The sequence below is a fragment of the Flexivirga sp. genome (assembly GCF_035551235.1).
Taxonomy (GTDB): domain Bacteria; phylum Actinomycetota; class Actinomycetes; order Actinomycetales; family Dermatophilaceae; genus Flexivirga.
Genome location: NZ_DASZNO010000010.1, coordinates 1 through 26,983 on the forward strand (window position 1 = coordinate 1; position 26,983 = coordinate 26,983).

Annotated in this window: 24 protein-coding genes and 1 tRNA gene; 15 read left to right on the top strand and 10 right to left on the bottom strand. The window is 67.2% G+C overall.

Annotation, left to right across the window (positions count from 1 at the left end; translation table 11 throughout):
• Nucleotides 1-52 precede the first annotated feature (52 nt).
• Nucleotides 53-310, bottom strand: a complete 258-nt coding sequence (locus VG502_RS01810; protein WP_325548132.1) for an antitoxin — start codon at nt 308-310, stop codon at nt 53-55.
• Between the two features lie 180 nt (nt 311-490).
• Here VG502_RS01810 and VG502_RS01815 point away from each other — a divergent pair, with 180 nt between their 5' ends.
• From VG502_RS01815 to VG502_RS01825, 3 genes are all read left to right on the top strand, one after another.
• Complete coding sequence (locus VG502_RS01815) at nt 491-1,561, top strand: enoyl-CoA hydratase/isomerase family protein (protein ID WP_325548134.1); 1,071 nt, start codon at nt 491-493, stop codon at nt 1,559-1,561.
• A gap of 134 nt (nt 1,562-1,695) precedes the next feature.
• Complete coding sequence (locus tag VG502_RS01820; protein WP_325548136.1) at nt 1,696-2,634, top strand: NlpC/P60 family protein; 939 nt, start codon at nt 1,696-1,698, stop codon at nt 2,632-2,634.
• A 148-nt stretch (nt 2,635-2,782) separates the two neighbouring features.
• The gene (locus tag VG502_RS01825) at nt 2,783-3,559 is read left to right on the top strand and encodes an enoyl-CoA hydratase (RefSeq protein ID WP_325548138.1); all 777 of its coding nucleotides are present in this window, start codon (nt 2,783-2,785) and stop codon (nt 3,557-3,559) included.
• A gap of 128 nt (nt 3,560-3,687) precedes the next feature.
• Here VG502_RS01825 and VG502_RS01830 read toward each other — a convergent pair whose 3' ends face one another.
• Nucleotides 3,688-4,206, bottom strand: a complete 519-nt coding sequence (locus VG502_RS01830) for a MarR family winged helix-turn-helix transcriptional regulator (RefSeq protein WP_325548140.1) — start codon at nt 4,204-4,206, stop codon at nt 3,688-3,690.
• A gap of 126 nt (nt 4,207-4,332) precedes the next feature.
• Here VG502_RS01830 and VG502_RS01835 point away from each other — a divergent pair, with 126 nt between their 5' ends.
• The 3 genes from VG502_RS01835 to VG502_RS01845 all read left to right on the top strand — a co-directional run bounded on the left by VG502_RS01835 (nt 4,333) and on the right by VG502_RS01845 (nt 5,792).
• On the top strand, nt 4,333-5,163 hold the full coding sequence (locus VG502_RS01835) for an aminotransferase class IV (RefSeq protein ID WP_325548142.1): 831 nt from the start codon (nt 4,333-4,335) through the stop codon (nt 5,161-5,163).
• 8 nt (nt 5,164-5,171) lie between these two features.
• Complete coding sequence (locus VG502_RS01840; protein WP_325548144.1) at nt 5,172-5,630, top strand: TIGR02611 family protein; 459 nt, start codon at nt 5,172-5,174, stop codon at nt 5,628-5,630.
• Nucleotides 5,631-5,715: 85 nt separating this feature from the next.
• A tRNA-Val gene (locus VG502_RS01845) sits at nt 5,716-5,792 on the top strand.
• Between the two features lie 53 nt (nt 5,793-5,845).
• On the opposite strand, the gene VG502_RS01850 is transcribed toward VG502_RS01845, so the two are convergent.
• From VG502_RS01850 to VG502_RS01860, 3 genes are all read right to left on the bottom strand, one after another.
• Nucleotides 5,846-6,187 (bottom strand): hypothetical protein, encoded by a 342-nt coding sequence (locus VG502_RS01850; protein WP_325548146.1) that lies wholly within the window; start codon nt 6,185-6,187, stop codon nt 5,846-5,848.
• Nucleotides 6,188-6,640, bottom strand: coding sequence for a type II toxin-antitoxin system Phd/YefM family antitoxin (locus tag VG502_RS01855; protein ID WP_325548148.1), 453 nt, complete (start codon nt 6,638-6,640; stop codon nt 6,188-6,190). It abuts the gene before it with no gap.
• Between the two features lie 83 nt (nt 6,641-6,723).
• On the bottom strand, nt 6,724-8,769 hold the full coding sequence (locus VG502_RS01860; RefSeq protein ID WP_325548150.1) for a phosphocholine-specific phospholipase C: 2,046 nt from the start codon (nt 8,767-8,769) through the stop codon (nt 6,724-6,726).
• Nucleotides 8,770-8,883: 114 nt separating this feature from the next.
• On the opposite strand from VG502_RS01860, the gene VG502_RS01865 reads away from it, so the two are divergent.
• The 4 genes from VG502_RS01865 to VG502_RS01880 are packed head-to-tail and all read left to right on the top strand — an operon-like array spanning nt 8,884 to nt 13,992.
• Nucleotides 8,884-9,999, top strand: coding sequence for an exo-beta-N-acetylmuramidase NamZ family protein (locus tag VG502_RS01865; protein ID WP_325548152.1), 1,116 nt, complete (start codon nt 8,884-8,886; stop codon nt 9,997-9,999).
• Nucleotides 9,996-10,199 carry a hypothetical protein gene (locus tag VG502_RS01870; RefSeq protein WP_325548153.1) on the top strand — a complete coding sequence of 68 codons (204 nt, stop codon included), beginning with the start codon at nt 9,996-9,998 and terminating at the stop codon, nt 10,197-10,199. Before VG502_RS01865 ends, VG502_RS01870 begins: the two co-directional genes overlap by 4 nt.
• Before the next feature lie 53 nt (nt 10,200-10,252).
• Nucleotides 10,253-12,538: a 7,8-didemethyl-8-hydroxy-5-deazariboflavin synthase CofG gene (cofG, locus tag VG502_RS01875; RefSeq protein ID WP_325548155.1), complete on the top strand. Its 2,286-nt coding sequence runs from the start codon at nt 10,253-10,255 to the stop codon at nt 12,536-12,538.
• Nucleotides 12,535-13,992: a flavin-containing monooxygenase gene (locus VG502_RS01880; RefSeq protein ID WP_325548157.1), complete on the top strand. Its 1,458-nt coding sequence runs from the start codon at nt 12,535-12,537 to the stop codon at nt 13,990-13,992. Before cofG ends, VG502_RS01880 begins: the two co-directional genes overlap by 4 nt.
• On the opposite strand, the gene VG502_RS01885 is transcribed toward VG502_RS01880, so the two are convergent.
• Nucleotides 13,985-14,446 carry a winged helix-turn-helix transcriptional regulator gene (locus VG502_RS01885; protein WP_325548159.1) on the bottom strand — a complete coding sequence of 154 codons (462 nt, stop codon included), beginning with the start codon at nt 14,444-14,446 and terminating at the stop codon, nt 13,985-13,987. The genes VG502_RS01880 and VG502_RS01885 overlap by 8 nt on opposite strands.
• 56 nt (nt 14,447-14,502) lie before the next feature.
• Between VG502_RS01885 and VG502_RS01890 the strand changes: the two genes are divergently transcribed.
• Genes VG502_RS01890 through VG502_RS01900 form a run of 3 tightly spaced genes read left to right on the top strand, consistent with a single transcriptional unit; the run spans nt 14,503 to nt 17,438 of the window.
• A complete protein-coding gene (locus VG502_RS01890; RefSeq protein WP_325548161.1) occupies nt 14,503-15,942 on the top strand; it encodes an MFS transporter in 1,440 nt (479 codons plus the stop codon).
• Between the two features lie 54 nt (nt 15,943-15,996).
• The gene (locus VG502_RS01895; protein WP_325548163.1) at nt 15,997-17,037 is read left to right on the top strand and encodes an NADP-dependent oxidoreductase; all 1,041 of its coding nucleotides are present in this window, start codon (nt 15,997-15,999) and stop codon (nt 17,035-17,037) included.
• Nucleotides 17,037-17,438 (top strand): VOC family protein, encoded by a 402-nt coding sequence (locus VG502_RS01900; RefSeq protein ID WP_325548164.1) that lies wholly within the window; start codon nt 17,037-17,039, stop codon nt 17,436-17,438. The genes VG502_RS01895 and VG502_RS01900 overlap by 1 nt, the downstream gene beginning before the upstream one ends.
• Before the next feature lie 15 nt (nt 17,439-17,453).
• On the opposite strand, the gene VG502_RS01905 is transcribed toward VG502_RS01900, so the two are convergent.
• From VG502_RS01905 to VG502_RS01920, 4 genes are all read right to left on the bottom strand, one after another.
• Entirely contained in the window at nt 17,454-19,415 is a 1,962-nt protein-coding gene (locus VG502_RS01905; protein WP_325548166.1) for an aconitate hydratase, read from the bottom strand.
• 151 nt (nt 19,416-19,566) lie between these two features.
• Nucleotides 19,567-20,865, bottom strand: a complete 1,299-nt coding sequence (locus VG502_RS01910) for a mechanosensitive ion channel (protein ID WP_325548168.1) — start codon at nt 20,863-20,865, stop codon at nt 19,567-19,569.
• A gap of 195 nt (nt 20,866-21,060) precedes the next feature.
• Nucleotides 21,061-22,188: a glycosyltransferase family 4 protein gene (locus tag VG502_RS01915; protein WP_325548170.1), complete on the bottom strand. Its 1,128-nt coding sequence runs from the start codon at nt 22,186-22,188 to the stop codon at nt 21,061-21,063.
• Between the two features lie 58 nt (nt 22,189-22,246).
• Nucleotides 22,247-23,533, bottom strand: a complete 1,287-nt coding sequence (locus tag VG502_RS01920) for a cytochrome P450 (RefSeq protein WP_325548171.1) — start codon at nt 23,531-23,533, stop codon at nt 22,247-22,249.
• Nucleotides 23,534-23,764: 231 nt separating this feature from the next.
• Between VG502_RS01920 and VG502_RS01925 the strand changes: the two genes are divergently transcribed.
• Together VG502_RS01925 and thrS are read left to right on the top strand one after the other, a co-directional pair.
• The gene (locus VG502_RS01925; RefSeq protein ID WP_325548173.1) at nt 23,765-24,871 is read left to right on the top strand and encodes a serine/threonine protein kinase; all 1,107 of its coding nucleotides are present in this window, start codon (nt 23,765-23,767) and stop codon (nt 24,869-24,871) included.
• Nucleotides 24,872-24,976: 105 nt separating this feature from the next.
• Complete coding sequence (gene thrS / locus VG502_RS01930) at nt 24,977-26,959, top strand: threonine--tRNA ligase (protein ID WP_325548175.1); 1,983 nt, start codon at nt 24,977-24,979, stop codon at nt 26,957-26,959.
• Nucleotides 26,960-26,983: the final 24 nt, after the last annotated feature.

A 26,983-nucleotide genomic window follows, 5' to 3' on the forward strand; every position in this document is an offset into this window, starting at 1 on the left:
ACCGACCACAGGTCGGTGCCCCGCTTCTCTTGGTGTTGCGAGTTCGAGTCGCCTACTTGGCGTCGCCGTTCGGCTGCTGGCCTGCGCCGTCCTGCTGGGGGGCGTCCTGAGCCGGCTTGTCAGCCTTCTGCTCGTCGACGCCGAGCTGCTGCTCGACCTTGTCGCCGGCCGAGTGGATCTGCGAGTCGTACTTGCCGCCGGTCTTCGAGCTGATCGCGTCCTCGGCCTTGCCGAGACCATCACGCACCTTGTCCGGGTTCTTGCGAGCGAAATCCTTCGCCTTGTTGAGAAGGCTTCCGAAGTCGACCATGTGATATCTCCTTGTTTCGGTGGCGGACCGGTGGGAACCGGCCGCTCGGCACTGTAGACCACGGGGCCGATGCTGCGGTGTTCATCGAGGTGCCGAATCGTCCTGCACCGGCGTCGATCGTTACGGTGCTGGCGGTGGCCTTCAATTCTACGCCGCGAGCGACGACCGGAGCAGGAACAGATGACAGCGCAACGCATTACGGAGCCGGCCGTCCTCGTCCGGGTCGACGGATCGGTCGGGCGGCTGACGCTCAACCGGCCGCGAGCGATCAACGCATTGAACGCCGAGATGGTCGACATCCTGCAACGCACGCTCGACGGGTGGCGATCCGATCCGCGCATCAGCGCAGTGCTCATCGACGGTGCAGGCAGCCGCGGACTCTGCGCCGGAGGTGACGTCGTCGCAATGCATGCGGACGCGGTGGGGAAAGGCACTGGCATCCTTGACTTCTGGCGCGCCGAGTACATCCTCAACGCGACGATCAGCAACTTCCCCAAGCCGTATGTCGCGTTGATGGACGGCATCGTGATGGGTGGCGGGGTCGGCGTCTCGGCGCACGGCAGCCACCGCGTGGTGACCGAGCGGTCGCGGATCGCGATGCCCGAGACCGGCATCGGCTTCGTGCCCGATGTCGGCGGCATCCACCTGCTCGCGCATGCGCCGGGGGAGACCGGCACCCATCTGGCACTCACCGCCGGACAGATGGATGGCGCCGACGCGATCGCACTCGGCTTCGCCGACCACTTCGTGCCGTCCGGCTCCCTGGACGCCTTCACCGCGTCGGTAATTGCGGACGGTGTGGACGCGGCGGTGCTCACGTACGCCGAAACACCGCACCAGTCAAAGGTTTTCGCCGCCCGAACCTGGATCGACGAGGTGTATGCCGCCGCCACCGTCGAGCAGATTGCCGAGCGACTCGAGCGACGCACGGAGCCTGAAGCACAGGCAGCAGCGACAGCGCTCGCGGGTAAGTCGCCGGTTGCGCTCAAGGCGACCCTCAGGTCGTTGCGCAAAGCCCGGACTACCGACTCGCTCGAGGCCGTGCTCGACCAGGATTTCCGGGCGGTGTCCCATGCCCTGCGGACCCACGACCTGGCCGAGGGCATCCGCGCGCAGGTCATCGACAAGGACCGCAACCCGCACTGGTCGCCGGAGACGCTGGCGGAGGTCGACGACGCGATGGTCGACGCCTATTTCGCTCCGGTGGAGCACGAGCTCGGACTGGCCGATCGAGGGCACCCACAGGGCTGACCAGTCGCTGTCCGCGAGCTGCGCTGCATGATCTCCGAATATTGATAGGGAACCTGTCCTCGATTGCCGACGTCGATACCTCATCCGACACAACGCAGCAAAGCTGTTGTGTCACAAGGGGATCGGAGACAGGTATGAGTCAGCAGAGTTATGCGTCAGCCACATCTCGCGAGGGGCGCCGACGCAAGGGGCAGCTGAAGTGGACAGTGGCTGCGGTCGCCGCGGGCGTCGTCGCCGTGCCGGCGATGGCGTTCGGCATGGGTAGCACGGCGGCACATGCCGCGTCACGGGACGGTGTCTGCACCAAGGGCGAGTTCTGTTACTACTTCAACAGCAACGAGAAGGGGTCGGTGTCCGACTTCAAGCACTCGAAGGCGAATCTCGGTGCGAGCCAGCCGGATTGCTACGAGTTCCGTGGTCCCGGCAGTGGCAAGCAGGTATGCGTGAAGAACAACGCGGCATCCGTCTGGAACCGGACCGGTCACACCGTGACGGTCTACTACAACAGCAACTACGGCGGCCCGTCGCAGCGAATTGCCCCGGGGCACAAGGCAAATCTCATCCCGGCGCTGAAGAACAACAACGCATCGCACGAGTTCGGCGGGCATGCCTCGCCGCCGCCGAAGAGCAGCGGCACGGTCCGTGATGTCATCGCTGCGGCACGCTCGCAGATCGGCAAGGGCTATGTCTATGCCTGGGCGGGCGGCGGCAAGTACGGCCCGACGCGGGGGACGACCAGTCCCTCCGGACACCACGACGGAGACCACATCGGCTACGACTGCTCGGGGCTGATGCAATACGCGTTCTGGCAGGGCGCGCACATCGACGTGGGCGGCTACTCCGGTGCGCAACAAGGGAATTACCAGCACATCCCGCTGAGCCAACGCCGTCCGGGCGACATGGTCTTCTGGGGTTCGTCCGCGTCCAGCACGACCCATGTCGCGCTCTACATCGGGAACAACCAGATCATCGAGTCGTCCGTGCCGCGCACGCACAACAGCGTGCACGTCGCGGGCCTCTTCTCCCACCCGAGCGAGGGTCTGCTTCCGTTCGTCGTCCGGCCGGTGCGCTGACGCCCGACTCGACGTTCACCGCGGCCCGGAGCACAGCGTGCTCCGGGCCACGGTCGTGCGGTGCGACGACGGCCTCTGCACACGGCGCGGAACCCATTGGACACAATGTCACTCACGCGATATACAGCCCACGGAACGAGGAGTGACGGTGACCGAATACAACACGATCCTGGTGGACCGAGAGGGCCGCACCGCGACGATCACGCTGAACCGGCCCAAGGCCCTCAATGCGCTGAACTCCGAAGTGATGACCGAGGTGGTTGCCGCAGCGGAGGAACTCGACCAGGACGCCGGCATCGGCGCCATCGTCATCACCGGTTCGGCGAAGGCCTTCGCGGCCGGCGCGGACATCAAGGAGATGGCCGACAAGACCTTCTCCGAGGTGTATGGCGGCAACCTCTTCTGGGGCTGGGAGCGCCTCACCCAGGTCCGCACGCCCATCGTCGCGGCCGTGGCCGGCTACGCGCTGGGCGGCGGCTGCGAGCTCGCCATGCTCTGCGACCTGATCATCGCGGCCGACACGGCGAAGTTCGGCCAGCCGGAGATCACGCTCGGCGTCATACCCGGCATGGGTGGCTCGCAACGGCTGGCGCGTGCGGTCGGCAAGGCCAAGGCGATGGACATGGTGCTCACCGGCCGGCAGATCGGCGCGGAGGAGGCTGAGCGTTCGGGTCTGGTCGCCAGGGTCGTCCCTGCCGACGAGTTGCTGACCACTGCCGCAGAGGTCGCGGCGAAGATCGCCGGTATGTCGCTGCCCGCTGCGATGCTGGCCAAGGACGCGGTCAATGCGGCCTTCGAGACCACCCTGTCCGAGGGTGTGCGGCTCGAACGTCGTTCATTTCACGCGGCATTCGCCACCGACGACCAGAAGGAAGGTATGGCGGCCTTCGTCGAGAAGCGCGCGCCGAAGTTCACCAACTCGTGAATCTGCGGGTTTGAGTAGCCGGGTCTGCGGGTTGAGTAGCGACGAAGGAGCGTATCGAAACCAGCGACCTCTGCGGGTTGAGTAGGCGGGGGAGCGCAGCGGAGGAGCCGTATCGAAACCGGCAGCGCTCACCACTCCGACGATTCCTCGAAATCCCCTGCGTCCTGGCGCAATCGGGCCAGGATCCGCAGCAACGGTTCGAGGTCCTCGTCGGCCAGCCCGGGTTTGGCGAAGACCGCTTCGTTCAGTTCCCGGGTCGCGGTCAGCGACAGCTCGTGACCTTCCGGTGTCAGCTCGACCAGTGTCGTGCGCCGGTCGGTCGGATGCGGCGTACGTCGTACCAGCCCGACCGCTTCCAGCCGGTCGACGGCATTGGTGACGCTCGTCGGGTGCACCTGTAGTCGCGCGCTCGCCTTGGTCATCGGCAGCGCCCCGGTGCGGGTGAAGTGCAGCAGGGTGAGCAATTCGTAACGGGCGAAGGTCAATCCGAGTGGCTTGAGCACTTCCTCGACACGTGCGAGGAAGATCTGCTGCGCCCGGATGACCGAGGTGATCGCCGCCATACCGTCGGCATACTCGCCCCAGCCGTGGGAGGTCCACTGTCGGCGTGCCTCGGCGATCGGGTCGTGGGGCAACGGGCTCGGCATGCCGGTGATTGTCGCATCATCGGTCCGTATGCCGAGCGGACGTGCCGTGTCCGATCGAACCAACAGGCGCCGCAACGCGTTGGAGTGAAAGGATGAGGGGACGAATCTCGAGCTTTGGAGGGTGACATGAGCGTGCGGGTCTGGGTGGACGGCGAGATGGTCGACGACAAGCCCAGTGTGCGAGCGCTGGACCACGGCATCACCGTGGGCGACGGAGTCTTCGAGACCGCGAAGGTGGTCGACGGCAAGCCGTTCGCGATCAATCGACACAATGACCGGCTGGACCGCTCGCTGCACGGCCTCGGCCTGCCGTCCGCCGACCGGGCGCGACTGCAGGAGGGTTTCGACGCGGTCCTTGCTGAGCCGCTCGACTTCGGTCGCCTGCGCTACACGGTGACCGCGGGCGAGGGGCCGCTCGGGTCCGACCGCAGCGACAGCCCGCTGACCTACATCGTTGCCTCGATGCCGGTCGACCGCCCGGCGCCGAGCACCAAGATCGTCGTCGTGCCGTGGACCCGCAACGAGCGCAGCGCCGTCGTGGGCCTGAAGACCACGTCGTATGCCGAGAACGTCGTCGCCCTCGCCGCCGCGAAGAAGGAAGGTGGCACCGAGGCGATCTTCGCCAACAACCGTGGCGAGCTGTGCGAGGGGACCGGCTCCAGCATCTTCGTCGTCGTCAACGGCGAGCTGCTCACCCCCAAGCTCGAGTGCGGCCCGCTGGCCGGCATCACCCGGGCGCTGACGATCGAGTGGAGCCGCGAGGCCGGCATCCCGGTGCGCGAGGAGATCCTCCCGATCGACGTGCTCGACACCGCGGACGAAGTCTTCATCACCTCGTCCACCCGCGACATCCAGGCGGTCTCCGCCGTGGGCGACCGCGAGTTGCCCGCACCGGGACCGGTCACCACTGCCGCTGCGAAGGCATTCGCCGACGCGTCGGCAGCGGGTCGCGACTGAGGTACACCATGGCCGGCCCGCCGCCCCAGGACATCGATCGCGCCGTGCACGACAAGGACGCCAAGATCTTTGAGGAGCGGTTCGCGTGGCGCGCCCGGATCCGGGCCAACCCCACGTCATACCTCTTCTATCGCATCGGGATCGGCATCCTCGGGGCGCTCGTCGTGGCAGCCGGGATCGTGCTGCTTCCGCTGCCCGGCCCCGGCTGGGTGATCATCTTCGTCGGCATCGGGATCTGGGCGACCGAGTTCACCTGGGCCAAGCGGCTGCTGCGGTTCGCCAAGGAGAAGGTCGGGCTCTGGACCGCCTGGATGGGCCGGCAGAACTGGTTCGTCCGCGCACTCGTAGGGCTCGGCATCGTGCTGCTGGTCGCGGCCTGCTTCTGGTTGGTCTTCCTGGTCAGCGGTGTGCCGACTTTCCTGCCCGCCCAGGTCAAGGATTGGATCGGCCATCTGCCCGGGCTCTGAGGCCACCCGATTATGCGCCGGCGCCCGCCGTCGGCTAATGTTGGCGCTCGCAGCACGGTCTGTATGACGGCCGGTCGCAGCACCCGGATGTGTAGCTCAGCTGGTTAGAGCGTTCGCTTCACACGCGAGAGGTCAGGGGTTCGAGTCCCTTCACATCCACCACACGAAAACGGCCTCCGACGCGCGGACACGCAGGTCAGGGGCCGTTGCGGCTCCTACTTCGTTTCGTTCGGGTGATGTGTGTACACCCGCTCCAGCACGACGACCTGGCCACGCACGAAATACCAGATCCTGGCGTCGCCCTGCCGCGTCGGCTTCACCTGCCAGCGCTGGTACTCGATGCCGTCGTGAACAACCGTCTCGAGTTCGTCCTTCAGCGGATAGCACGTCGGTGAGCTGGCGTGCGGCGTCTTCGTCAAAAAGTCCCAGACATCGGCGAGCGGGTTGCGGATCGTCGCGCACAGATCGCGCCATCCTCTTGCTGCACCGGCGGAACCGAACTCGATCGTGTATTCGCTCTTCTTCGTTGGCCGCTCGACCTTGTGCCCGCGCTTCATTCAGGGGCGCTCCACCGGAACGCCCTCGTCGAACCATTCCACCGGCTCGGAACCGTAACCGGCGGCCATGTTGATCGCTGTCTCGCGCCAGGCGGTCATCGTCGCGATCGCCAGGTACGGCTGGCCGGTCGCAAATGATCCACGGGCGGCCTCGACGAGTTCATGGGCGCACTTGTCGCGACCGTTCTCGCTGAGCGCGAGCATCCAGGGGAACGCGTTCGCCATGCGTTCGGGGAGGGTGCCCCGGTCGTCGGTCGAGGCAGCGATGATCTGCGCGGCGAAGTTCAGCAGCTCCGCACGCGCATCGGCCTCCCGTTTGCTCATGAGCACGAGGTCTTCCCCGTCGCGGCGGGTGACCGCGACAGGTTGGTCCTCAGCGGCCTCAAAAACCTTCGTTGAATGGCGGCTGAGGTCGGAGGACGGGAAGGTGGGTTGGATCGTCTGGGCTGGCACACCCACACCATACTTCAGAACGTATTCTGAACTCGAATTGGTATGTGGCTACCCGGGACACGACCGGGCTCTTCCGCGTTCGCTCAGCCCGTGATGCTGGGGTGCCCGTTCTCGATGTGGCCGACGACCCGCCGGGTCCAGAACAGGTCGGCCGAGCAGGTGACGGTGAAGTCGTACCAACCGTGTTGATCGACAACGGTGTTGAAGCCTTCACTCCTTGTCGCACCCGAGGCCACGCGATAGTTCCAGGGCCCGTCCGCGCGGTAGTTGTTCGGTGTCACCGTGAACGTCGCCGCGTGCGCGGAGTCGTTCACGAAGTCGAACCACAGCTTCTCGGGGGCGCCGGAGAACCGGGTGACGATTTCCAGACCGCGGGCAGCACCGCCGGCAGCGCCGGTCATGCGGCGCAGGAAGCGGTTCGGGCCGATGACCGTGACGTGGTAGTGGCTGTCGTGCTGCGCGCCGGCGTCGACCGATTCGGTCACCGTCTCGCCGGGCGCCACCGTGAACTGCCGGGGCCGCTCTCCGCCGTTGTAGATCGCGAAGTGGGCGGATGACGTGGCGCTGGCGCCGACGTTCGCCATACTCACCTCCAACCTGACGGATGAGGCGCTGTGATGCCAGCGGTCGATCCAGGCGTTCGCCTGATAAGGCAGCGCACGTGCGGGGCTGGTGCCCGGCTCCTGCTTCGGGCGTGTATTGGTCGTGGGTCGGATTGTGGTGCCTCCTGAGGCGGACAGCTGCGTGGGTCGGGGAGCGGGCAGTGGCGGCATACCGAAGACCGGCCAGGTGAAGTCGAAGGCGGACGTGAGGTCGCCGCACACGGCGCGGCGCCAGGCGCTGATGTTGCGGCATACCGCGGGCTTCCCGATCGCCGTGGTCCAGGTCTCCAGGAATCGCAAGACCGACGTGTGGTCGAACACTTCTGAATCGACGAAACCCCCTCTGGTCCAAGGGGAAACGATCAGCATCGGGACCCGAAATCCCAGCCCGACGGCGGTCCCGTCATAGAACTCGTTGGCCGTCCCAGGGGCCGGCGCCGGCGGCGGGACGTGGTCGAAGTAGCCGTCGTTCTCGTCGTAGTTGATGAGGAGCACGCTGGAGTCGAAGACCGTGGGATCAGCGTTGAGCGCGTGCATCAGACCGTGGATCAGGCGCTCACCGTTGGCGGGCGGGCCGACCGGATGCTCGGAGTTGATCTTGTCGGTGATGATCCAGGAGACCTGTGGCAGCTTGCCGGAGCGGACGTCTGCTGCGACTGCGGCGACGATGCCGTCGGCGACCGAGCCGTTCTTGGTCGGGACGCGCTGCAGGCCGTTCCGGGCGAGGGGCGAGTCCGGCTTGGCGTCCTCGAAGCTGGCGAAGTACTCCAGGGCGTTGTTGTCGAAGTTGTTCGTGCCCTGGTAGACCCGCCAGGTGATTCCGGCATCCTGGAGGGCTTCGGCATACGTCTGCCAGGGCAATCGGTGGCCCATCGCATCGGCGCCCGTGTATGGCGGATGGGCCACGAATCTCTTCGCCGGATCGATGGTGCCGCTGAAGAAATAGGTGCGGTTCGGTCCCGTCGAACTCAGCACCGAGGCGTGGTAGGCGTCGCAGATCGTGTAGTGGTCGGCCAGCGCGAAGTGGAACGGATGATCGGCATGGGTCAGGTAACCCATGCAGTCGACGCCCTTGGCGCGGATCCAGTCGTCGAGCCTGCCGTGATCCCAGGCGGCGTGTTGACTGTCCCACTCGTGCGGGAGACCGCGCTGGTGCTCGACCTCGGCCCTGGAATATCCGACGTCCTGCGCGAAGGGGTGCTGGTGTTTGTGTCCGTCGGGCTGATCGAACACCGTTGCGCCGCCCCCGTTTTCGCGCCCGATTTCGCGCCCGATTTCGATGACGCTGTGATCGTCGAAGCCACGGACGCCCTTGAGCGTGCCGAAGTAGTGGTCGAAGCTGCGGTTCTCCTGCATCAGCAGGATGACGTGCTTGACGTCCTTGATCGTCCCGGTTCGTGGCGCCGCGGCGGACCTGGTGGACTCGGCGGACTCGGAGTGCTCGTACGCGACGCCGCCGGCGGCCAGTGCCGTCAGGCCGGCCGCTCCGACGCCGGTCAGGAAACCGCGGCGGTTGAACTCGGACATGGGACCTCCCCTGTAGGACGTCCCAGAGCTATCAGTCGAGGAATGTAGCGACCGTGAAGAAGTCGTGGTCGCACTTCGCCCACCGGGTCTCGCGGGTGGGGCATGGTCGGACCTATGGACAACACGAGCGATGGCACGAGCAGGCGGATGGGCCGACGCGGCTTCCTGAGCGCGGCGGCGCTCGGGGGAGCGGGAGCGCTGACGATCGGCGGCACGCAGCGGGCGAGTGCGGCAACGGCTCGACCGGGTGGTCATCGGTTCCGTTGCGGAGCGGACGTCGCGGCGGCCGATGGATGGAACGTCTTCTCCGGTCAGCGAATCGGGGTCATCACCAACCCGACCGGCGTCGTCCGGGACGGATTGCGCAGCATCGTCGACGTGATGGTCGAGTCCGGGAAGGTCGAGATCGGCGGGGTCTTCGGGCCTGAGCACGGCTTCCGCGGCACCGCCCAAGCCGGCGACTCCGAGGAGACGTATGTCGACGAGCGTACCGGCGTCACGGTGTATGACGCGTACGGCGCGAACATCGACAAGTTCGTCACCTACTACGGGACGGCGAAGGTCGACACGATCGTTTTCGACATACAGGACGTCGGCGCGCGTTTCTACACCTACATCTGGACGATGTACAACGCGATGGCCGCGGCCGCGAAGCTCGGCAAGCGGTTCGTGGTGCTGGACAGGCCGAATCCCGTTGGGGGAGAGGCGAAAGGCCCGGTCCTGAAGGACGGCTTCACCTCCGGCGTCGGTCTGGACAAGATCGCCCAGCAGCACGGCATGACCGCCGGCGAGCTGGCCCGCTTCTTCAACGGCGAGTTCATGCCGACCGTCGCCGGCAAGAAGGTCATCGACCTCGAGGTCGTCAAGGTCGAGGGCTGGTCGCCGTCGGAGCTGTATGCCGACACCGGTGCGCCGTGGATCCTGCCGTCCCCCAACATGCCCACGCCGGACACGGCGCTGCTCTATCCCGGCCTGTGCATGTTCGAGGCGACCAACCTCTCGGAGGGCCGCGGCACCACGCGACCTTTCGAGCTGATCGGAGCGCCCTATGTGGATTACAAGTGGGCACAACGGCTCTCGAGTGAGGACCTACCCGGCGTGGAATTCCGGGAGGCCTACTTCAACCCCACGTTCTCCAAGAACGCCGGCAAGGTCTGCGGCGGAGTCCAGGTGCACATCATCGAGCCGAGCCGAGCCGAGTCGACGCGATCCGCACCGCCACCACGATGATGACCGCCCTGCGCGACCTGTATGCCGACTTCGACTGGCGCGGCGACGCCGGCCGCTGGATCAACCTGCTGACCGGCTCGGACCGCTTCCTGAAGATGTTCACCGCCGGCGACAGCGCAGCGCAGATCGTCGCGGCCTGGCAACCGGAGCTGAAGGCCTTCGACCGGACCAGGAGGCAGTACCTGCTCTACCGCCGCTGAGCGTCGTCCCGGGCACTGGAAGGTGCGGACAGCGACGTGACTACGGTGGATCAATGCTGAAATGCGCAGGCGAGGTTGCCGATGTCATCCAGCGGCTGGAGCTGCTGGATGAGCCGTGGAGCCAGTTGTCGGAGTCTGAGGCCACGACGCTGCTGGGCGCCCGGGGCGAGGACCTCGAACGGCTGCTGACCGTGGCTGGTGCCGTGCGCGACCAGGGCTTGGCGAGGGCCGGCCGCAACGGGGTCATCACATACTCGCGCAAGGTGTTCCTTCCTTTGACCCACCTGTGTCGCGACCGTTGCCACTACTGCGTTTTCGTCCAATCGCCCGGCAAGTTGGCAGCCGCCGGCATCAGCCCCTACATGAGTCCGGACGAGGTGCTGCAGGTCGCTCGCGCCGGTGCGGAGCTGGGCTGCAAGGAGGCACTGCTCACTCTCGGCGACCGCCCCGAGGACCGGTGGACCAGCGCTCGCGAGTGGCTTGACCGCAATGGCTACGCCTCGACGCTCGATTACGTCGGGGCCATGGCGAAGCTGATCCTGGACGAGACGGGGCTGCTGCCGCACCTCAACCCGGGAGTCATGTCCTGGGCGGAGATGCAACGCCTGAAGCCCGTCGCGCCCTCGATGGGGATGATGCTCGAGACCACCTCATCCCGGCTGTGGGAGACCCCGGGTGAGGCGCACTTCGGGTCACCCGACAAGGACCCAGCGCTGCGCCTTCGGGTGCTGGAGGACGCGGGTCGCTCGGGCATCCCGTTCACCACCGGCGTGCTGCTCGGCATCGGTGAGACACCTTCGGAGCGAGTGGACGCCATCCGCGCCCTCCGTGACACCCACGAGCGGCACGGGCACATCCAGGAGGTGATCGTTCAGAACTTCCGGGCCAAGCCGGCGACCGCGATGATGGGCAGCGCGGATCTGGGGACTCAGGAGTATGTCGCGACGGTCGCGGTCACGCGCTTGCTGCTCGGTCCGGACATGCGGGTGCAGGCACCTCCGAACCTGACCGATCCCGCCGAGCTGTCGCTGCTGGTCCGGGCGGGCATCGACGACTGGGGCGGTGTGAGCCCGTTGACCCCGGATCACGTGAACCCGGAGCGACCCTGGCCGCAGATCACCGAGTTGGCGGAGCAGACGGCGGCCGAGGGTTACGCACTGCGCGAGCGGCTCACCACGCATCCGCATTACATCCGGGATGCGCGCGGGACGTCGAGCGGGACGTCGAGCGGACACGGAGACGGTTGGTTCGACGACCGTTTGTTCGCTCGGGTTTCGGCTCTCGCCGATGACTACGGGCTGGCCCGACGCGATGCCTATCTGGAGTCGGTGTTGCGGCGGGCCGAAGCGGATCCGGCCGGGCTCAGCGACGCGGAGTATGTCGCGCTGCTCCATGCCGACGGTGATGACCTGGAGGCGCTCGCCGCACTGGCTGACCGGGTGCGCGCCGCGCACGCCGGTGACTCGGTGACGTATGCCGTGAACCGCAACCTCGACTCCTCACTCGGATTGTCGGAGGAGCGGATCGCCGAGCTCGTCGGTGAGGCGGTGTCGTTGGGTGCGACGGAGATCTGCGCGCAGGGTCCGGTGCCCGAACATCTCGGTGCTGCCGGCTATCTGGACTTCGCGCGGGCGGTGAAACGTGGCGGGCCGGTGCATCTGCATGCGTTCCGACCGGCCGAGGTGCTCGACGGCGCTGCTCGTGCCGGCGTGGAGCTGGCCGAGTGGCTGAACGCGCTGGCCGGGGCCGGCGTCGACACCGTGCCGGGCACTGCGGCTCGGATCCTGGACGACGCGGTGCGGGAACGTCTCACTGCCGGCACCGACATCCCGGTCGGCGAGTGGGAACGCGCCATCATTGCGGCACACCGTGCTGGACTACGTTCAACTGCGACCATGGTCTACGGGCATGTCGAGACCCCTGCGCAGCAGGTTGCCCACTTGCGGCGGATCACGTCGATTGCGATGCGTACCAACGGATTCACCGAATTCATCCCGATGCCGTGGCTGCCGACGGAGTCGCCGGTTCGGGTGGAGGGTCATCGTGGCGGACCGACGCTTCGAGAATCACGCGCGGTGTACGCGGTCGCCCGGCTGATGCTCACCGGTCACATCGATCACGTCCAGGCGGCGTGGACGAAGCTCGGCCTGCGCGGCGCTCAGCTGGTGCTTGCCGGGGGAGCGGATGACGTCGGCGGGGTGCTGCTGGACGGGGACCTGGACCCGCTCGCCGGGCCGGAGCAGGGTCGCGAGCTGACCGTCGCGGATGTGCAGCGACTCGCGGCCGAGATCGGTCGTTCGACGCGGCAGCGAACAACGACGTATGACGACGTGACATGACGGCCGAGACGACAGCAGCGGGTATGGCGATGCGGCAGGTCGCGATCGTCGGCGCGGGGATCGCCGGGCTGGGGCTCGGCATACGCCTGAAGCGCTCCGGTCAGGATGACTTCGTCATCCTGGAGCGTGGCGCGGACGTCGGTGGGACCTGGCGGGACAACGTCTATCCGGGTGCTTCGTGCGACATACCGAGCACGTTGTACGAATACTCGTTCCGCCCGAACCCGTTGTGGTCACGCCGTTTTGCGCCCGGCGCGGAGATCCACCGGTACCTGCGTGATGCGGCCGAGCAGGAAGGGCTCCTGCCGCACCTGCGACTGGATTGCGCGGTGAACGCTGCCCGCTGGGACGCTGAGGACGAGTGCTGGCGACTCGACACGGCGGATGGCCCGGTCCGGGCGCGCGTCCTGGTGATGGCGGCCGGCAGACTGAGTGAGCCCCGCCTGCCCGAGGTGAGCGGACTCGACGAGTTCGAGGGGAGAGCATTTCATTCGTCCCGCTGGGATCGTCGATCGTTGACCGACCTGCGGGTCGGCGTGGTCGGCACCGGAGCGAGCGCGGTCCAGCTCATCCCGGAAATCGCCTCGGACGTCGAGTCTTTGGTTGTCTTCCAGCGGAGTCCGGCATGGGTGCTGCCGAGGAACGACAGGGGCTACACCGCCACGGAGACGCGCCCGGGTCGGGCCGAACTCGCACGCGATGCGGAAGAGCTCTTCGCGGCACGGCTGCACGGCTCGCCGGCAGCTGCGGAACTCGAGCGGACTGCTCGAGAGCATCTGCACGCGCAGGTCCCCGCGGGTCGGCTGCGGGATTCGCTGACCCCGGATTACGAAATCGGTTGCAAGCGTGCGGTGTTCAGCAACAGCTACTTCCCTGCGCTGCAGCGCCCGAACGTCGTCCTGGAGCCGTCCGCGCTGCAATCGGTCGACCGGTCCGGGGTGACGTCAGCGGACGGGCAGCACCACGAGGTCGACGTGCTGATCTTCGCCACCGGCTTCGAGACGACCCAGCCGCCGTTCGCGCGGATCGTCACCGGCCGCACCGGCAGCCTGGCCGAGCACTGGTCCGCCGGCATGACCAGCTATGCGTCGACCGTGGTCCACGGTTTTCCCAACCTGTTCGTGCTCGACGGACCCAACTCGGCGCTCGGCCATCACTCCGCGTTCGAGGTCATCGAGGCGCAGTTCGACTATGTGCTCGGGGCGCTCGATCACCTACGGACAGTTGGGTATCCGCTGGAAGTCACTCGTGCTGCAGAGGAGTCCTACACCGAACTCATCGACCGACTGGCGGCCCGCACGGTGTGGCTGCACGGCAACTGCTCCAGCTGGTATCGCGACGAGTCGAGCAACCGACTCACCCTGGTCTGGCCCGAACGCGCCACAACCTTCCGCCGGCTCAACAGCACCTTCGACCCGTCGGTCTTCCAGCCTCTATCGACGAGAGTCAGCTGACCACGACTTCGTCCACGCCGACGCGGTGGTGGGCGTCGCACTCTGCCACGACCCGCACGCGCTCGCCGCACTCCAGGTGCTCGAGGACTCGCGGCCGCGTTCCGGGTAGGTGCTTGGCACCCCACTGCCCCAGCGCGATGACGGCCGGCATCAGGTCGCGGCCCGAAAGCGTCAGCACGTAGGCGTGGCGAGTGCGCTGGCCGGGCTCCTGGTAGGGCTGCCGCTCCAGGAGGCCTGCGTCGACGAGGTCGCGCAGCCGCGCGGCGACGACCGCCTCGGTGAGCCCGGTGCGGCGGACGAAATCATCGAAGCGGCTGGTGTCGAAGTATGCCTCGCGCAGCAGCAGCACGGCCGAGCGTGTCCCGATGAGCTGCATCGTGCGGTCGATCGGGCAGCGGTCGCCGGGGGAGCGGCGGCCACGGCGCGCCATGACACCGGCAAGTGCGAAAGCCATGGACACCAGCCTACCCCTGACTTGTGCGAACCATACCCAGGTGGCACGCTCTGGCTATGCAATCCCAAAGCCAGATCCCGCTCGACTCGGTGGCGCCCTCCGAGCCGCCAGGTCCCGTCCGCCAGAGCCGGGTGCTGCTCGTGCTCTCGGCCGCGGCGTTCATGGCCAGCCTCGACCTCTTCATCGTCAACGTCGCCTTCGACACGATCGGGCGCGACTTCGGGAACGCCTCGATCTCGGACCTCAGCTGGGTTCTGAACGCCTATGCGATCGTGTATGCCGCCCTGCTCGTTCCGCTCGGACGCCTCGCCGACCGCTACGGCCGCAAGGAGGGCCTCCTGATCGGTCTGGTGATCTTCACCCTGGCGAGCGCCGCATGCGCAGTGAGCCCGGGGCTCTGGTGGCTCGTCGCGTTCCGGACGCTCCAGGCCGCTGGTGCTGCGGCACTCACACCGACGAGCCTTTCCCTCCTCCTGCGCGCCACTGACCCCGAGCACCGCGGCCATGCCGTACGCGTGTGGGCGGCAACCGGCGCACTCGCCGCCGCGGTCGGGCCCGTCGTGGGCGGTCTGCTCGTCCACCTCGCCTGGCAGTGGGTGTTCCTGGTGAACCTCCCCATCGGGGTGACGGCTGTCGTCGCCACGCTGATCTGGGTCCCCGACGTACGCGACGGTGGAGGGGACCGGGTGCCGGACCTGCTGGGTGCCGTCGTCCTGGCGCTCACGGTCGGTGCCCTCGCCCTCGGTGTGGTCAAGGGACCTGACTGGGGCTGGTCCGACGTCAGGGACCTGGCCGCTTTCGCGGTTGCGGTCGTCGGGTTCGTCTTCTTCGTCGTCCGCACCGGCAGGCACCCCTCACCGGTCGTGTCGCCGGCGCTGCTGAGGGTTCGCACCTTCGCCTGGTCGAACGCCGCGTCGTTCGTGTTCAGCATGTCCTTCGGTGCGGGCCTGCTGTCCTCGATTCTGTGGTTCCAGCAGGTCTGGGGATATGGGGCTGTGCGTACCGGCCTGGCCATCGCCCCAGGCCCGGTCACGGTGCAGCTGACGGCGTACGCCGGTACCCGGCTGGCCCGGCGCGGGGTACCGGCCGGACGGCTCGCCGCGCTCGGGTGCCTCCTGATCGCGGGCGGCTACACCTGGATCCTCACCCAGGTGGGCGCCGAACCGCACTGGGTGCGCGAGATGCTGGCAGGACAGCTCCTGGTCGGTGCCGGCGTGGGGTTCGCCCTCCCCACGATCCTCGCCTCCGGGACCGCAGACCTGCCCGCGCACACGACCGCAACCGGCAGCGCCGTGATGAACATGAGCCGCCAGATCGGCACCGTACTCGGGGTCGCGGTGCTGGTCGCCGTCCTGGGTGCTCCCGCCACATACGGCGCAGCCCACCACGTCTTCACGCTGGCATGGTTGCTGATCGTGATCGCTGCCTTGCTCGCCGCCGGCGTCTCTCTCGGCATGACGCCGCGGGCGCGAGGCGACCTCAGCCCGGCTGATTAGAGTCGGAAGCTGCGACCACGACGTGTTGACGACAGCTTTGGAGTGAGGACCTACATGACCACGACCACGCAGATCCGGATGGCGGCATACCCGGTCGGTATGCCGCAGGACAGCGACTTCGAGACGGCGACCGTCGAGCTTCCCGAGCTCGGGGACGGGCAAGTGCTGCTGCGCACGATCTACCTGTCGCTCGACCCCTACATGCGCGGTCGGATGAGCACCGCCAAGTCGTATGCCGCGCCGCTGCAGCCCGGCGACGTGATGCTCGGCGCCACCGTGTGCGAGGTGCTCGAGTCACGCGCGGAGGGCTTCAAGGCGGGCGACATCGTGCTCGCCTACACCGGCTGGCAGACCCACGCCGTCGCGGACGCCGAGCACTTGCGACGGCTCGACCCGCAGCAAGCGCCCGTTTCGACAGCTGTCGGTGTGCTGGGTATGCCGGGCTTCACGGCATACGCCGGCCTCTTGGAGATCGGCCGGCCGAAGCCGGGTGAGACCGTCGTGGTCGCCGCTGCGGCGGGTCCGGTGGGCTCGGCCGTCGGACAGATCGCACGGGTCAAGGGAGCCCGTGCAGTCGGGATCGCCGGTGGCCCGGAAAAGTGCCGAATCCTCACGGAGACCTACGGATTCGACGCTGCGGTCGACCACCGTTCGCCCACGTTCGCCGACGACCTCGCCGCCGCCACACCGGACGGCATTGACGTCTACTTCGAGAACGTCGGCGGCCCGGTCACCGAGGCGGTCGTCAAACGACTGAACCTCTACGCCCGGATGCCCGTCTGCGGGCTGGTCGCCGGCTACAACGCCACCGAGCGACCGGCCGGGCCGGACGAGTTGCCCGGGTTCATGAGAAGGGTGCTGACCCTGAGCTTGACGATTCGTGGATTCATCCAATCCGAGTTCGTACCAACGCATTACAAGGCATTCCAGCAGGACATGTCCGGCTGGATCCGCGACGGCGAGGTCAACTACCTCGAGGACATCGTCGACGGCCTGGACAACGCACCCGAGGCGTTCCGCGGGCTGCTCACCGGTCGCAACGTCGGTAAACTGCTGGTGCGCGTCGGAGAGGACCCGACCGGGAAGGACCTCTGATGCCCACCGTCAGCGTCCGTTACATCGTCCATGACGTCGACGAGGCGATCGCGTTCTATGTCGGCCGGCTCGGCTTCACCGAGGTGATGCATCCCGCGTCGACGTTCGCGATGCTCGCCCGCGGCGACCTGCGCCTCGTCCTGTCCGCCCCAGGCGGCGGCCCCGGCGGTGGTCAGGCCCTGGCCGACGGGACGACGCCCAGCCCGGGCGGCTGGAACCGCTTCGCGCTCGAGGTGGACGACATCGAGACGCTGGTCACCGATCTGCGCGAGCACGGCGTGCGCTTCCGCAACGACATCGTCAACGGTGTCGGCGGCCGCCAGACGATCGCCGAGGACCCGTCCGGCAACCCCGTGGAGCTCTTCCAGCCGACCATCGATGAGGCCCGGCTGGAGTCCTAGCGGATTTCGATACGTCTACTCGACCAGCTTCTGGCGTAGGAACGGGATTCGGCCACCGGCCAGCACCATGTCCACCTGGCGTGGGGACAGCTGGTGCCGCAACTTGTATGACGCCTCGCTGCGCGAGTTGCCGGTCTCGACGGTGTCACCGCCCTTCAGCGCCTCGTGCAGGCCGTCGAGGACCAACGTGTCGCCGAGCTGGATGTCGTCGTAGTCGCCGGCGTCGTCGAACTCCAGCGCGAGAATGCCGAAGTTCGCGAGGTTCTGCCAGTGGATCCGCGCGAACGACTTGGCGATCACGACACGCAGCCCGAGGTAGCGCGGTGCGATGACCGCGTGCTCGCGCGACGACCCCTGCCCGTAGTTCTCACCCCCGACGATGATGTGACCACCGTCGTCACGAAGCGCCGTGACGCGCTCGACATACTCCGGGTCGACGGCCTCGTAGACGAAGTCGGAGATCTTCGGGATGTTGCTGCGGTAGGGGAGCACCTTGGCGCCGGCGGGCAGGATCTCGTCGGTGGAGATGTCGTCGCCGACCACCAGCCCGACCTGCGCCTCGACATGGTCCGGTAGTCCGTCGAAGTCGGGCAGCGTCGAGATGTTCGGGCCCTTGACCAGCTCCACCTCACGCGCTTCGGCCTCGGGCAGCGGCTCGACGAGCATCGCGGTGTTGACGCTGGCGTGCTCGGGGAGTTTCGGCCGCGGGTAATCGATCCCCTTCTCCTTGCTGAGATCTCGCGGGTCGGTGATCACACCGTTCAGCGCCGCGGCCGCGGCCGTCTCGGGGGAGCACAGCCACACCGAGTCCTCCCGGCTGCCGGACCTTCCCGGAAAGTTGCGCGGCATCGTGCGCAGGCTGTTGCGCCCGGTCGCCGGCGCCTGGCCCATCCCGATGCAGCCGAGGCAGCCGGACTGGTGCACCCGTGCCCCGGCGCTGATCAGGTCGAAGAGCCAGCCACCCTTGGTGAGGTCCTGCAGGATCTCGCGTGACGTCGGGTTGATGTCCACCGAGACACCGCGGTCGGCATACCGCCCGCGCATGATCTCGGCGACCACCGCGAAGTCACGCAGGCCCGGGTTGGCCGACGACCCGACGACGACCTGGGACACCGACTCGCCGGCGACCTCGCGCACCGGCACGACATTGCCGGGGGAGGAGGGCTTGGCGATCAGTGGTTCCAGCGATGACAGGTCGATCTGCTCGGTGAGGTCGTATGACGCCCCCTCGTCCGGCCGCAGCTCTCGCCAGTCGTCCTCGCGGTCCTCGCCGGCCAGGAAGCGGCGCACTTCGTCGTCGGACGGGAAAACCGTTGCGGTCGCTCCGAGTTCGGCGCCCATATTGGCGATGACGTGCCGGTCCATCGCCGTCAGGCCGGCCAGGCCGGGACCGTGATATTCGATGATCCGGTTGACGCCACCCTTCACGCCGTGCCGGCGCAGCATCTCCAGCACCACGTCCTTGGCCGACACCCAGTCCGGCAGTTCCCCGGTCAGCTCGACACCCCAGACCTTCGGCATACGAAGGTAGAGCGGCTCGCCGGCCAGGGCCATGGCGACGTCGAGCCCGCCGACCCCGACCGCGAGCATGCCGATGGCTCCGGCGGCGCACGTGTGTGAGTCGGAGCCGGCCAGGGTCGCTCCGGGTCGTCCGAAGCGCTGCTGATGGGTCGGGTGCGACACCCCGTTGCCCGGGCCGGAGAACCACAACCCGAAACGCTGCGCGGCCGACCGCAGGAAGGCGTGGTCGTCCGGGTTGCGCTCGTCCTCCTGGAGGAGGTTGTGATCGACATACTGCACGGCGACCTCGGTGCGGACGCGGTCCAGGTCCAGCGCTTCGAGTTCGAGCATCACCATCGTGCCGGTCGCGTCCTGCACCAGAGCCTGATCGACGCGTAGCGCGATCTCCGCACCCGGCGTGAGATCGCCGTCCAGCAGGTGGTCCTGGATGAGCTTCTGTGCTGCATTGAGCGCCATCAGCGTTCCTCTCCAGCCGGTGCTGCCAGGAAAGGTGACCGGCCTGATCGGGCATTCCACCCTATCCCGCTTTCCGCTGCGGATGGCCGTGCGCGCGAGAAAGCCCGGCGTCGGTGACGCCGGGCCTTCTCGTGGGTGCAGCGGTTGAGCGTCAGTACTGCTCGGTGCCGGTGGTCGGCGCCTTCGAAGCAGCTGAGTCGTTCTGCATCTTCTCCAACTGGCGGGCGGCAGCGTCCCGGCCACCGAGACCGAACGCGAGCGCGGCAGCCGCGGCACCGCCGATGACGACCGCACCGAACGCAAGGTTGATGACGGAATTCGCCAGGCCCATGTAGCGCAGGCCGATCGCCGCGAACAGCACGATCGTCGCGATCTTGACGACGTCTCCGGTCCGGCCGCTGACCATCTTCGACAGCAGGCCGGCCACGTAGACACCGGCCATGATGATGACCGCACCGAAGACGACCCGGCCACCGATGCTGAGCACGGTGTTGAGGATCTCGGTCATTTGCGGGATGTGCAGCACATTCGCCGCGGCGACCGCGAAGAACAGCACGATCGCGATCTGCACGATGCGCGAGACGACCTTCGGAACGTCGACATTCTCGGACTCGATGCCGGCGCTGCTGAGCGCGCCCTGCGTGTTCATACCGCGCAGCAAATTCTCCAGCAGGGTGCCGGCGAATTTGGCGATCAGGCAGCCGATGGCCAGCAGGATGCCCGCACCGATGATCAGCGGAATCGTGTCGAGGATCAACTTCAGCATGTGAGATGCCGGGTCCGAAATCGACTTGATGCCGAGGATCTGCAGGGCGGAAATTGCGACGACGAGCAGGACGACGGCGAAGACCAGCATGCCGACCATCGAGGAGATCTTCACCGGCTCCGAGCCGGTCTGGCCGTGCTGCGCCTGAGCCTGAGCGTGTGCCTGACCGAGACCCTGCTGGTCGCCCTGCAGGTGCTGCGGTGCGTCGTGCCGTGCGGCGCCGGTGCCGGTCGCGCTGTCGATCTGGCTGCCCGCCTGGCTGGTGAACTTGTCGGCGAACCGGTCGACGTTCGCAGCCTGCAGCGCGGTGACCACGAGCTCACGCACGATCTTGGCGAGCACGAAGCCGATGAACATCACCATGGCTGCACCGAGGATCTGCGGCAGCGCATGCAACAGCGTGCTCAGCATGTCCTGCAGGGGCGCGGTGACTTGATCGAGCCGGAACAGATTGAGAACCGCCATCAGGCCGAAGACCCAGATGACCAGCGAGATGATGGAACTCAGCGAGGTGCCGAGGGAGTCACCGGTCCCGTCCGGCCGGTTCAGCACTTTGACCTTGGCGAATAGCTTCGTCAGGATCTTCTTGGCAAATTTCGCCAAGAACCACGTGATGATCAGGATGATGACGGCCGCGACAACCTTCGTGATGATGTCGGACCAGTGGAAATCGCTCAACTCCATGTGATTACTCCATTCCAACCCGCGTCGTTCGGGACGCGGTGCGAATTAGGCATCGTCCCAAGGAAACTAGCTGAAATGCGTTCTCCCGGGAACCCCTGAAGAACTATCGAAAAAAAGCTATAATCCGCGCGCGACGTCACGAAATACATCTGGTATGGCGCCGGGGCGGGGCGTCATACCGGGTGGAGCAAGCGGCTATCGGCGGCGGCCGAGCTCGCGCCGTGCGCGGTCGTAGAAGTCGTAGGTGGCGCGCATGGCGTCCGCGAACGTGACGCTGGGGCGACGGGCTCGGGTGGAAGCCTTCAGCTGCTCGACCCGCTCGGCGTCGACCAGCAGTTTGGCCAGGCTGTCGACCATGTCGTCCGCGTCGTCGACCAGCAGGCCCTCGACCCCGCTCTCGACGAAGTCGGCCAGCCCGGTGAAGTTGTAACCCACGACGGGTACGCCCGCGCTGCGCGCCTCGAGGGCGGCAATCCCGAAGGCTTCCTGCCGTGACGGGGCCACGAACAGGTCGGCGTCATGCAGCAGGTCGCGGATCTGCTCCGGTGTCCGGTGGCCGAGAAGGTCGACCCACTCGGTGAGACCGAGGTCGTTGATCTGTTGCACGAGATCGTCGTGTCGCGGCCCGGCACCGACGATGGAGACCGAGACCGCAGTGCCCGCCGGCACCTTCGCCTTGACTCGCCCGATGATCTCGATGAACTCGTCGATGTGCTTGCGCTTCTTGAGCCGGCCGACGAGAACCACCCGGAAGTCCGGGTCGCCGGCGCGGTGCAGCGACGGAGCGATGGGTGACCACCAGTCGGTGTCGACGAGGTTGGGCACGACCGAGACGGCGCCGGAGCGCGGATAGACCCGCTTGATGTGACCGGCGATCATCGTGCTCACGCCGGAGAACACCACCCGCATGACGGACGGGCCGAAGAAGACACCGCTGACGAAGCGATGCGCCGGCGCGACCTTCCACCACACCGAGTGCACCGTCACCGCGACCGGTATGCCGCGCCGGCTCGCGGCACGGGCGACGTAGATCGCGATCGGTGACGCCACGGTGAAGTGCGCGTGCACGACATCGACATCGCCGTTGTCGAGCACCTCGGCGACCATCGAGTGGTTCAGCGACGGGAAGGCGATGGTCAGCCAGCGCGTGCGCAGGCCGCGGTGCACGTCGAGGTCGTGGTCCTGCGCGCCGTCCTTGTTGACCGCCGTGATGACCGAGACGTCATGTCCGTCGGCCCGCTGGGCGAGAGCGAGCGCCTCGACCTGGCGCTCGATCCCCCCGACATCGGGCGGGAAGGAATCTGCGACGTGGACGATCCTCATCGGCGCCCCCGCGAAGTATCGGAGCGAGGTACGAGCGGAGAGCTTCGTGGGGTGGTTCTCATGCCACGTCGCGGCTTGACTCGGGACGCAGCCGCACGGGGAGGGACTCCACGCCATACACGATGGACAGGTCACGGAACGCCAGCTGCTCGACGGGCGTGGCCAGCTGCAGGTCCGGGAAGCGCTCGACCAGGCCGAGGAACGCAGAACGCAACTCCATCCGGGCCAGCTCGGCACCGACGCAGCGGTGGAACCCGTGGCCGAAGCCCAGGTGTGACGGCCGCTCGATGTGGGGGTTGACGGTCTCGGTGTCGGCACCGAGCACGGGGTCGCGGTTGGCGCCGGAGAGGGAGACGACGACCACGTCGCCCTTCTTGATCGGCTTGCCGAAGAGATTCAGATCGTGCTTCGCGAACCGCGGGAAGGTGATCTGCACGACCGACAGGTAACGAACCAACTCGGCCACGACACCGTCGACATGCTCGCGTTGGCCCGCGCGAAGGTAGCTGTCGGGGTCGCGCAGCAGGGCCAGGGTGCCCAGCGACAGCATGCTCGCGCTGGTCTCGTAGCCGCCGGTGAAGACACCGTCGGCCAGGCCACCGAGGTCCTCGTCGCTGACGTCGTCACCGAGCTCGCGGATGATCTGTCCGATCAGTCCGGGACCGGGTTCCAGGCGCTGTCGGCGGACGGCCTCCTGCAGGAACTCGCGGGACTCGGTCATCGCGCCGAACACGCCGATGCCGCCGTTGGTGACGTCGAACCGGGCGTGGCCGAGCTTGCGGAAGTGCTCGCGGTCCTCGACCGGCAGCCCGAGCAACTCACAGATGACCAGGAAGGGGATCGGGAAGGCGAAGTCCTCGACCAGATCGATCACCGGACCGGCGGCTTCCATCGCATCCAGCCGCTCGGCGACGATGCGGTCGATGGCCGGTTGCAGCCGCGCCAGGCGACGGATGGTGAACTCCGGCGTCAGGATCTTGCGCAATCTGCTGTGTTCCGGCGGGTCGGTGAAGCCCAACCCGCCGATCTTGACGTCACTGCCCATGCCGAGCATCGGTCGGATGTCGGTGCTGTAACTCTTGGTGTCGGCCAGTACGGCCTTGGCCTCGTGGTAGCCGCTCACCAGCCACACGTTGATGCCGAACACCCGGCGCATGCGTTGCACCGGGTCCTGCTCGCGCATCTGCCCGAGCTCGGGGAGCGGGTCCATACCGTTGCGGCGCAACGGCATGGTCAGCTTCTTGGGAAGCGCTGAAATACCTGCCAGCCCCGAGGAGCGGCCTGCTGCGGCAGTTGACAGCAGTCGCTGGGCGACCCACCGACGGATCGATGTCGTCGCGTTCACTGTGGTTCGTCTCCTGGAAATACGATGGATGCCGTCCCCGCCCTGGCGGTCGACGCGGGTATCCGCGCAGCCTCGTCACGATACCTGTGACGGGGCGGACAGCACTTTCAACCGTAACCGACGAGCGCGTCGTTCGCGGTGCGGCTCGCTCACACCATGACAACGATCCGGGAACGCCGGTTAATGTGGCGCCGTGATCGTTGCAGCAGCCCCGCGCCGTGGTGCGCCGTCATGACGGACGACGAGCGGGCGTCGCGCCCCCCGGCGCGGTTCGGGCACTACGAGTTGCACGAGGTCATCGGCACCGGTGGCATGGGCCAGGTCGCTCGCGCGACGGACACCAGGCTCGGCCGGGACGTCGCCCTGAAGGTCATGCATCCGGCGACCGCGGCGGACGATGAATACCGGGCGCGTTTCCAGCGTGAGGCGGCGATCGTGGCCCGGCTGACCGACCCGCACGTCATACCGATCCACGGGTATGGCGAGATCGACGGCCGCCTCTACCTGGACATGCGGCTGGTGGAGGGTCGCAACCTCGCCCAGTTGCTCGACCGTGGGCAACTGGAGGTGTCGCGGACCCTCGACCTGCTGAGCCAGATCGGCGACGCCCTGGACTCGGCGCATCGTGCCGGCCTGGTGCACCGTGACGTCAAGCCGTCCAACATCCTGGTCGACCCCAAGGGCTTCGCCTACCTGGTCGACTTCGGCATCGCCGCCAGCGTCAGTCAGCAGGACCTGACATCCACCGGGCAGGTCGTGGGCAGTGCGTCATACATGGCGCCGGAGCGCTTGCACGTGCCGGCACGGTCCGACGCGCGCAGTGACGTCTACTCGCTGGCCTGCGTGCTCTACCAGGCGTTGACCGGCAGCAAGCCGTTCGGCGTCGGTGAGCAGGTACAGGTGATCGCCGCGCACCTCAACGCACCGCCGCCCTCGCTGCGCGAGCACCGCACGGACCTGCCGAGCGCGCTGGACCGCGTCGTGCAATCGGGTATGGCGAAGGACCCGGCCCATCGTCCGGCGAGCGCGCCCGAGCTGATGGACGCCGCCCGCTCCGCGATGTCGCAGCCACGACGCACGGTCACACCCGCACCGCAGCGCCGACCCGATCCGGGCGCGACGCGTGCCGTCGCGCAGGGCAACGCTCCGCTGCCGGGGAAGGGCCCGCAGCGCCGGGCCGAGGCGGCACACGGGCCGGCACCTGAACCACGGGCCCGCCCCGGTCGCGACGCGGCACCCGCCGCCGGCAACAACGCCTCCCGGACCCTGTGGGTCATCGCGATCGTGATGGTGCTGATCTGCGTTGCGGTCGTCGCGTACGCCGTCGCGACGGGCTGAACCGCCCGCGATAACCTGAGGCGGCTCGGCGTGTGTCGCCGGGCACCCGTCTGTATGACGAGCCGGGCGCTCGCCATACCTCGCCATCTCACAAGGAGAACACCCGTGTCAGCAGGTCAAGCCGAACCCATTGCCGCCACTGGCCGACGGGTCGAGCAGGCCACGACGGGCACCGAACTCTTCGGCGACGACCGGCAGGTCGTGGCGATGACGGTCGACGGTGAGTTGCAGGACCTCTTCCGCGAGATCCCGGCCGGTGCCGTGGTCGAACCGGTCCCGGTCGACTCGCCCGACGGCCTCAACGTGCTGCGGCACTCGACCGCGCACGTGCTGGCGCAGGCCGTGCAGCAGATCAACCCCGACGCCAAGCTCGGCATCGGGCCGCCGATCACCGACGGCTTCTACTACGACTTCGACGTCGAGACCCCCTTCACGCCCGAGGACCTCAAAGCCCTCGAGAAGGCGATGCAGAAGATCATCAACGAGGGTCAGACGTTCCATCGCCGCGAGATCAGTGATGACGCCGCGCGAGCCGAACTTGCCTCTGAGCCCTACAAGTTGGAGCTCATCGGACTGAAGTCGAAGGCCGGTGAAGCGGCCGACGGCGCCGACGCCGAGGTCGGCGAGGGCGGCCTGACGATCTACGACAACATCCGCCGTGACGGCTCCGTCGCGTGGGGCGACCTGTGCCGCGGGCCGCACCTGCCCTCGACCAAGCTGATCGGCAACGCCTACAAGATCATGCGGTCGGCCGCCGCCTACTGGCGAGGCTCGGAGAAGAACCCGCAGCTGCAGCGCATCTACGGCACCGCCTGGCCGAGCAAGGCCGAGATGAAGGACTATCTCGACCGGCTCGCCGAGGCGGAGAAGCGCGACCACCGCAAGCTCGGCGCCGAGCTCGACCTCTTCAGCTTCCCGGAGGAGCTGGGTTCCGGGTTGCCGGTCTTCCACCCCAAGGGTGGTGTGATCAAGCGTGAGATGGAGGACTACGTCCGCGCGCGGCACCTGCAGGAGGGCTTCCAGTACGTCGGCACCCCGCACATCTCCAAGGATGGGCTGTTCCACACCAGCGGCCACCTGCCCTACTACGCGGACACGATGTTCCCGGGTATGGAGCTGGAGGGTGCGCAGTACCGCCTGAAGGCGATGAACTGCCCGATGCACAACCTGATCTTCTCCTCGCGTGGTCGCTCATATCGCGAATTGCCCTTGCGTTTCTTCGAATTCGGCTCGGTCTACCGCTATGAGAAGTCCGGTGTCGTCCACGGCCTGACGCGCGTGCGCGGTATGACGCAGGACGACTCGCACTCCTACGTGACCGCCGAGCAGGCGCCGGGGGAGATCCGACACCTGCTGAACTTCGTGCTGTCGCTGCTGCGCGACTTCGGGCTGGAGGACTTCTACCTGGAGCTGTCGACCCGGGAGACCGAGGGCGACAAGAAGGACAAGTTCATCGGCACCGACGAGCAGTGGGAGACCGCGACCTCGATCCTCGAGCAGGTCGCGACCGAGACCGGTCTCGAGCTGGTGCCGGACCCGGGCGGCGCCGCGTTCTACGGGCCGAAGATCTCCGTGCAGGCACGCGATGCGATCGGCCGCACCTGGCAGATGTCGACCATCCAGTACGACTTCAACCAGCCGCACCGCTTCGGGCTGGAGTTCCAGGCCTCCGATGGCACCCGCCAGGAGCCGGTGATGATCCACTCGGCGAAGTTCGGGTCGATCGAGCGGTTCCTCGGTGTGCTGGTGGAGCACTACGCGGGCGCCTTCCCTCCGTGGCTGTCACCCGTGCAGGTGCTCGGCGTGCCGGTCGCCGAGGAGTTTGCGCCATACCTCTCGGGTGTGCTGGATCAGTTGCAGCAGAAGGGGATTCGCGTGGAGCTCGACGACTCCGACGACCGTTTCCCGAAGAAGATCCGCAACGCCAGCAAGTCGAAGGTGCCGTTCACGCTGATCGCCGGCGACGAGGACCGCTCGGCAAATGCCGTGTCGTTCCGCTTCCGCGACGGCTCCCAGCGCAACGGTGTCCCGGTGGCCGAGGCGATCGCGGAGATCGAAGCCGCGATCCGCGACAAGGCACAGGTGTAGCGGGAACCAAGCCCGATCGCCGCT

Excerpts from the sequence above, each read along its gene's own strand:
- VG502_RS01890 (WP_325548161.1), top strand. The coding sequence starts at position 14,503 with ATGCAATCCCAAAGCCAGATCCCGCTCGACTCGGTGGCGCCCTCCGAG.
- VG502_RS01885 (WP_325548159.1), bottom strand. The coding sequence starts at position 14,446 with ATGGCTTTCGCACTTGCCGGTGTCATGGCGCGCCGTGGCCGCCGCTCC.
- VG502_RS01850 (WP_325548146.1), bottom strand. The coding sequence starts at position 6,187 with ATGAAGCGCGGGCACAAGGTCGAGCGGCCAACGAAGAAGAGCGAATAC.
- VG502_RS01820 (WP_325548136.1), top strand. The coding sequence starts at position 1,696 with ATGAGTCAGCAGAGTTATGCGTCAGCCACATCTCGCGAGGGGCGCCGA.
- VG502_RS01835 (WP_325548142.1), top strand. The coding sequence starts at position 4,333 with ATGAGCGTGCGGGTCTGGGTGGACGGCGAGATGGTCGACGACAAGCCC.
- cofG (WP_325548155.1), top strand. The coding sequence starts at position 10,253 with ATGCTGAAATGCGCAGGCGAGGTTGCCGATGTCATCCAGCGGCTGGAG.
- VG502_RS01865 (WP_325548152.1), top strand. The coding sequence starts at position 8,884 with ATGGACAACACGAGCGATGGCACGAGCAGGCGGATGGGCCGACGCGGC.
- VG502_RS01830 (WP_325548140.1), bottom strand. The coding sequence starts at position 4,206 with ATGCCGAGCCCGTTGCCCCACGACCCGATCGCCGAGGCACGCCGACAG.
- VG502_RS01870 (WP_325548153.1), top strand. The coding sequence starts at position 9,996 with ATGATGACCGCCCTGCGCGACCTGTATGCCGACTTCGACTGGCGCGGC.
- VG502_RS01810 (WP_325548132.1), bottom strand. The coding sequence starts at position 310 with ATGGTCGACTTCGGAAGCCTTCTCAACAAGGCGAAGGATTTCGCTCGC.
- VG502_RS01905 (WP_325548166.1), bottom strand. The coding sequence starts at position 19,415 with ATGGCGCTCAATGCAGCACAGAAGCTCATCCAGGACCACCTGCTGGAC.
- VG502_RS01915 (WP_325548170.1), bottom strand. The coding sequence starts at position 22,188 with ATGAGGATCGTCCACGTCGCAGATTCCTTCCCGCCCGATGTCGGGGGG.
- VG502_RS01815 (WP_325548134.1), top strand. The coding sequence starts at position 491 with ATGACAGCGCAACGCATTACGGAGCCGGCCGTCCTCGTCCGGGTCGAC.
- VG502_RS01910 (WP_325548168.1), bottom strand. The coding sequence starts at position 20,865 with ATGGAGTTGAGCGATTTCCACTGGTCCGACATCATCACGAAGGTTGTC.
- VG502_RS01900 (WP_325548164.1), top strand. The coding sequence starts at position 17,037 with ATGCCCACCGTCAGCGTCCGTTACATCGTCCATGACGTCGACGAGGCG.
- VG502_RS01860 (WP_325548150.1), bottom strand. The coding sequence starts at position 8,769 with ATGTCCGAGTTCAACCGCCGCGGTTTCCTGACCGGCGTCGGAGCGGCC.
- VG502_RS01880 (WP_325548157.1), top strand. The coding sequence starts at position 12,535 with ATGACGGCCGAGACGACAGCAGCGGGTATGGCGATGCGGCAGGTCGCG.
- VG502_RS01925 (WP_325548173.1), top strand. The coding sequence starts at position 23,765 with ATGACGGACGACGAGCGGGCGTCGCGCCCCCCGGCGCGGTTCGGGCAC.
- VG502_RS01895 (WP_325548163.1), top strand. The coding sequence starts at position 15,997 with ATGACCACGACCACGCAGATCCGGATGGCGGCATACCCGGTCGGTATG.
- VG502_RS01840 (WP_325548144.1), top strand. The coding sequence starts at position 5,172 with ATGGCCGGCCCGCCGCCCCAGGACATCGATCGCGCCGTGCACGACAAG.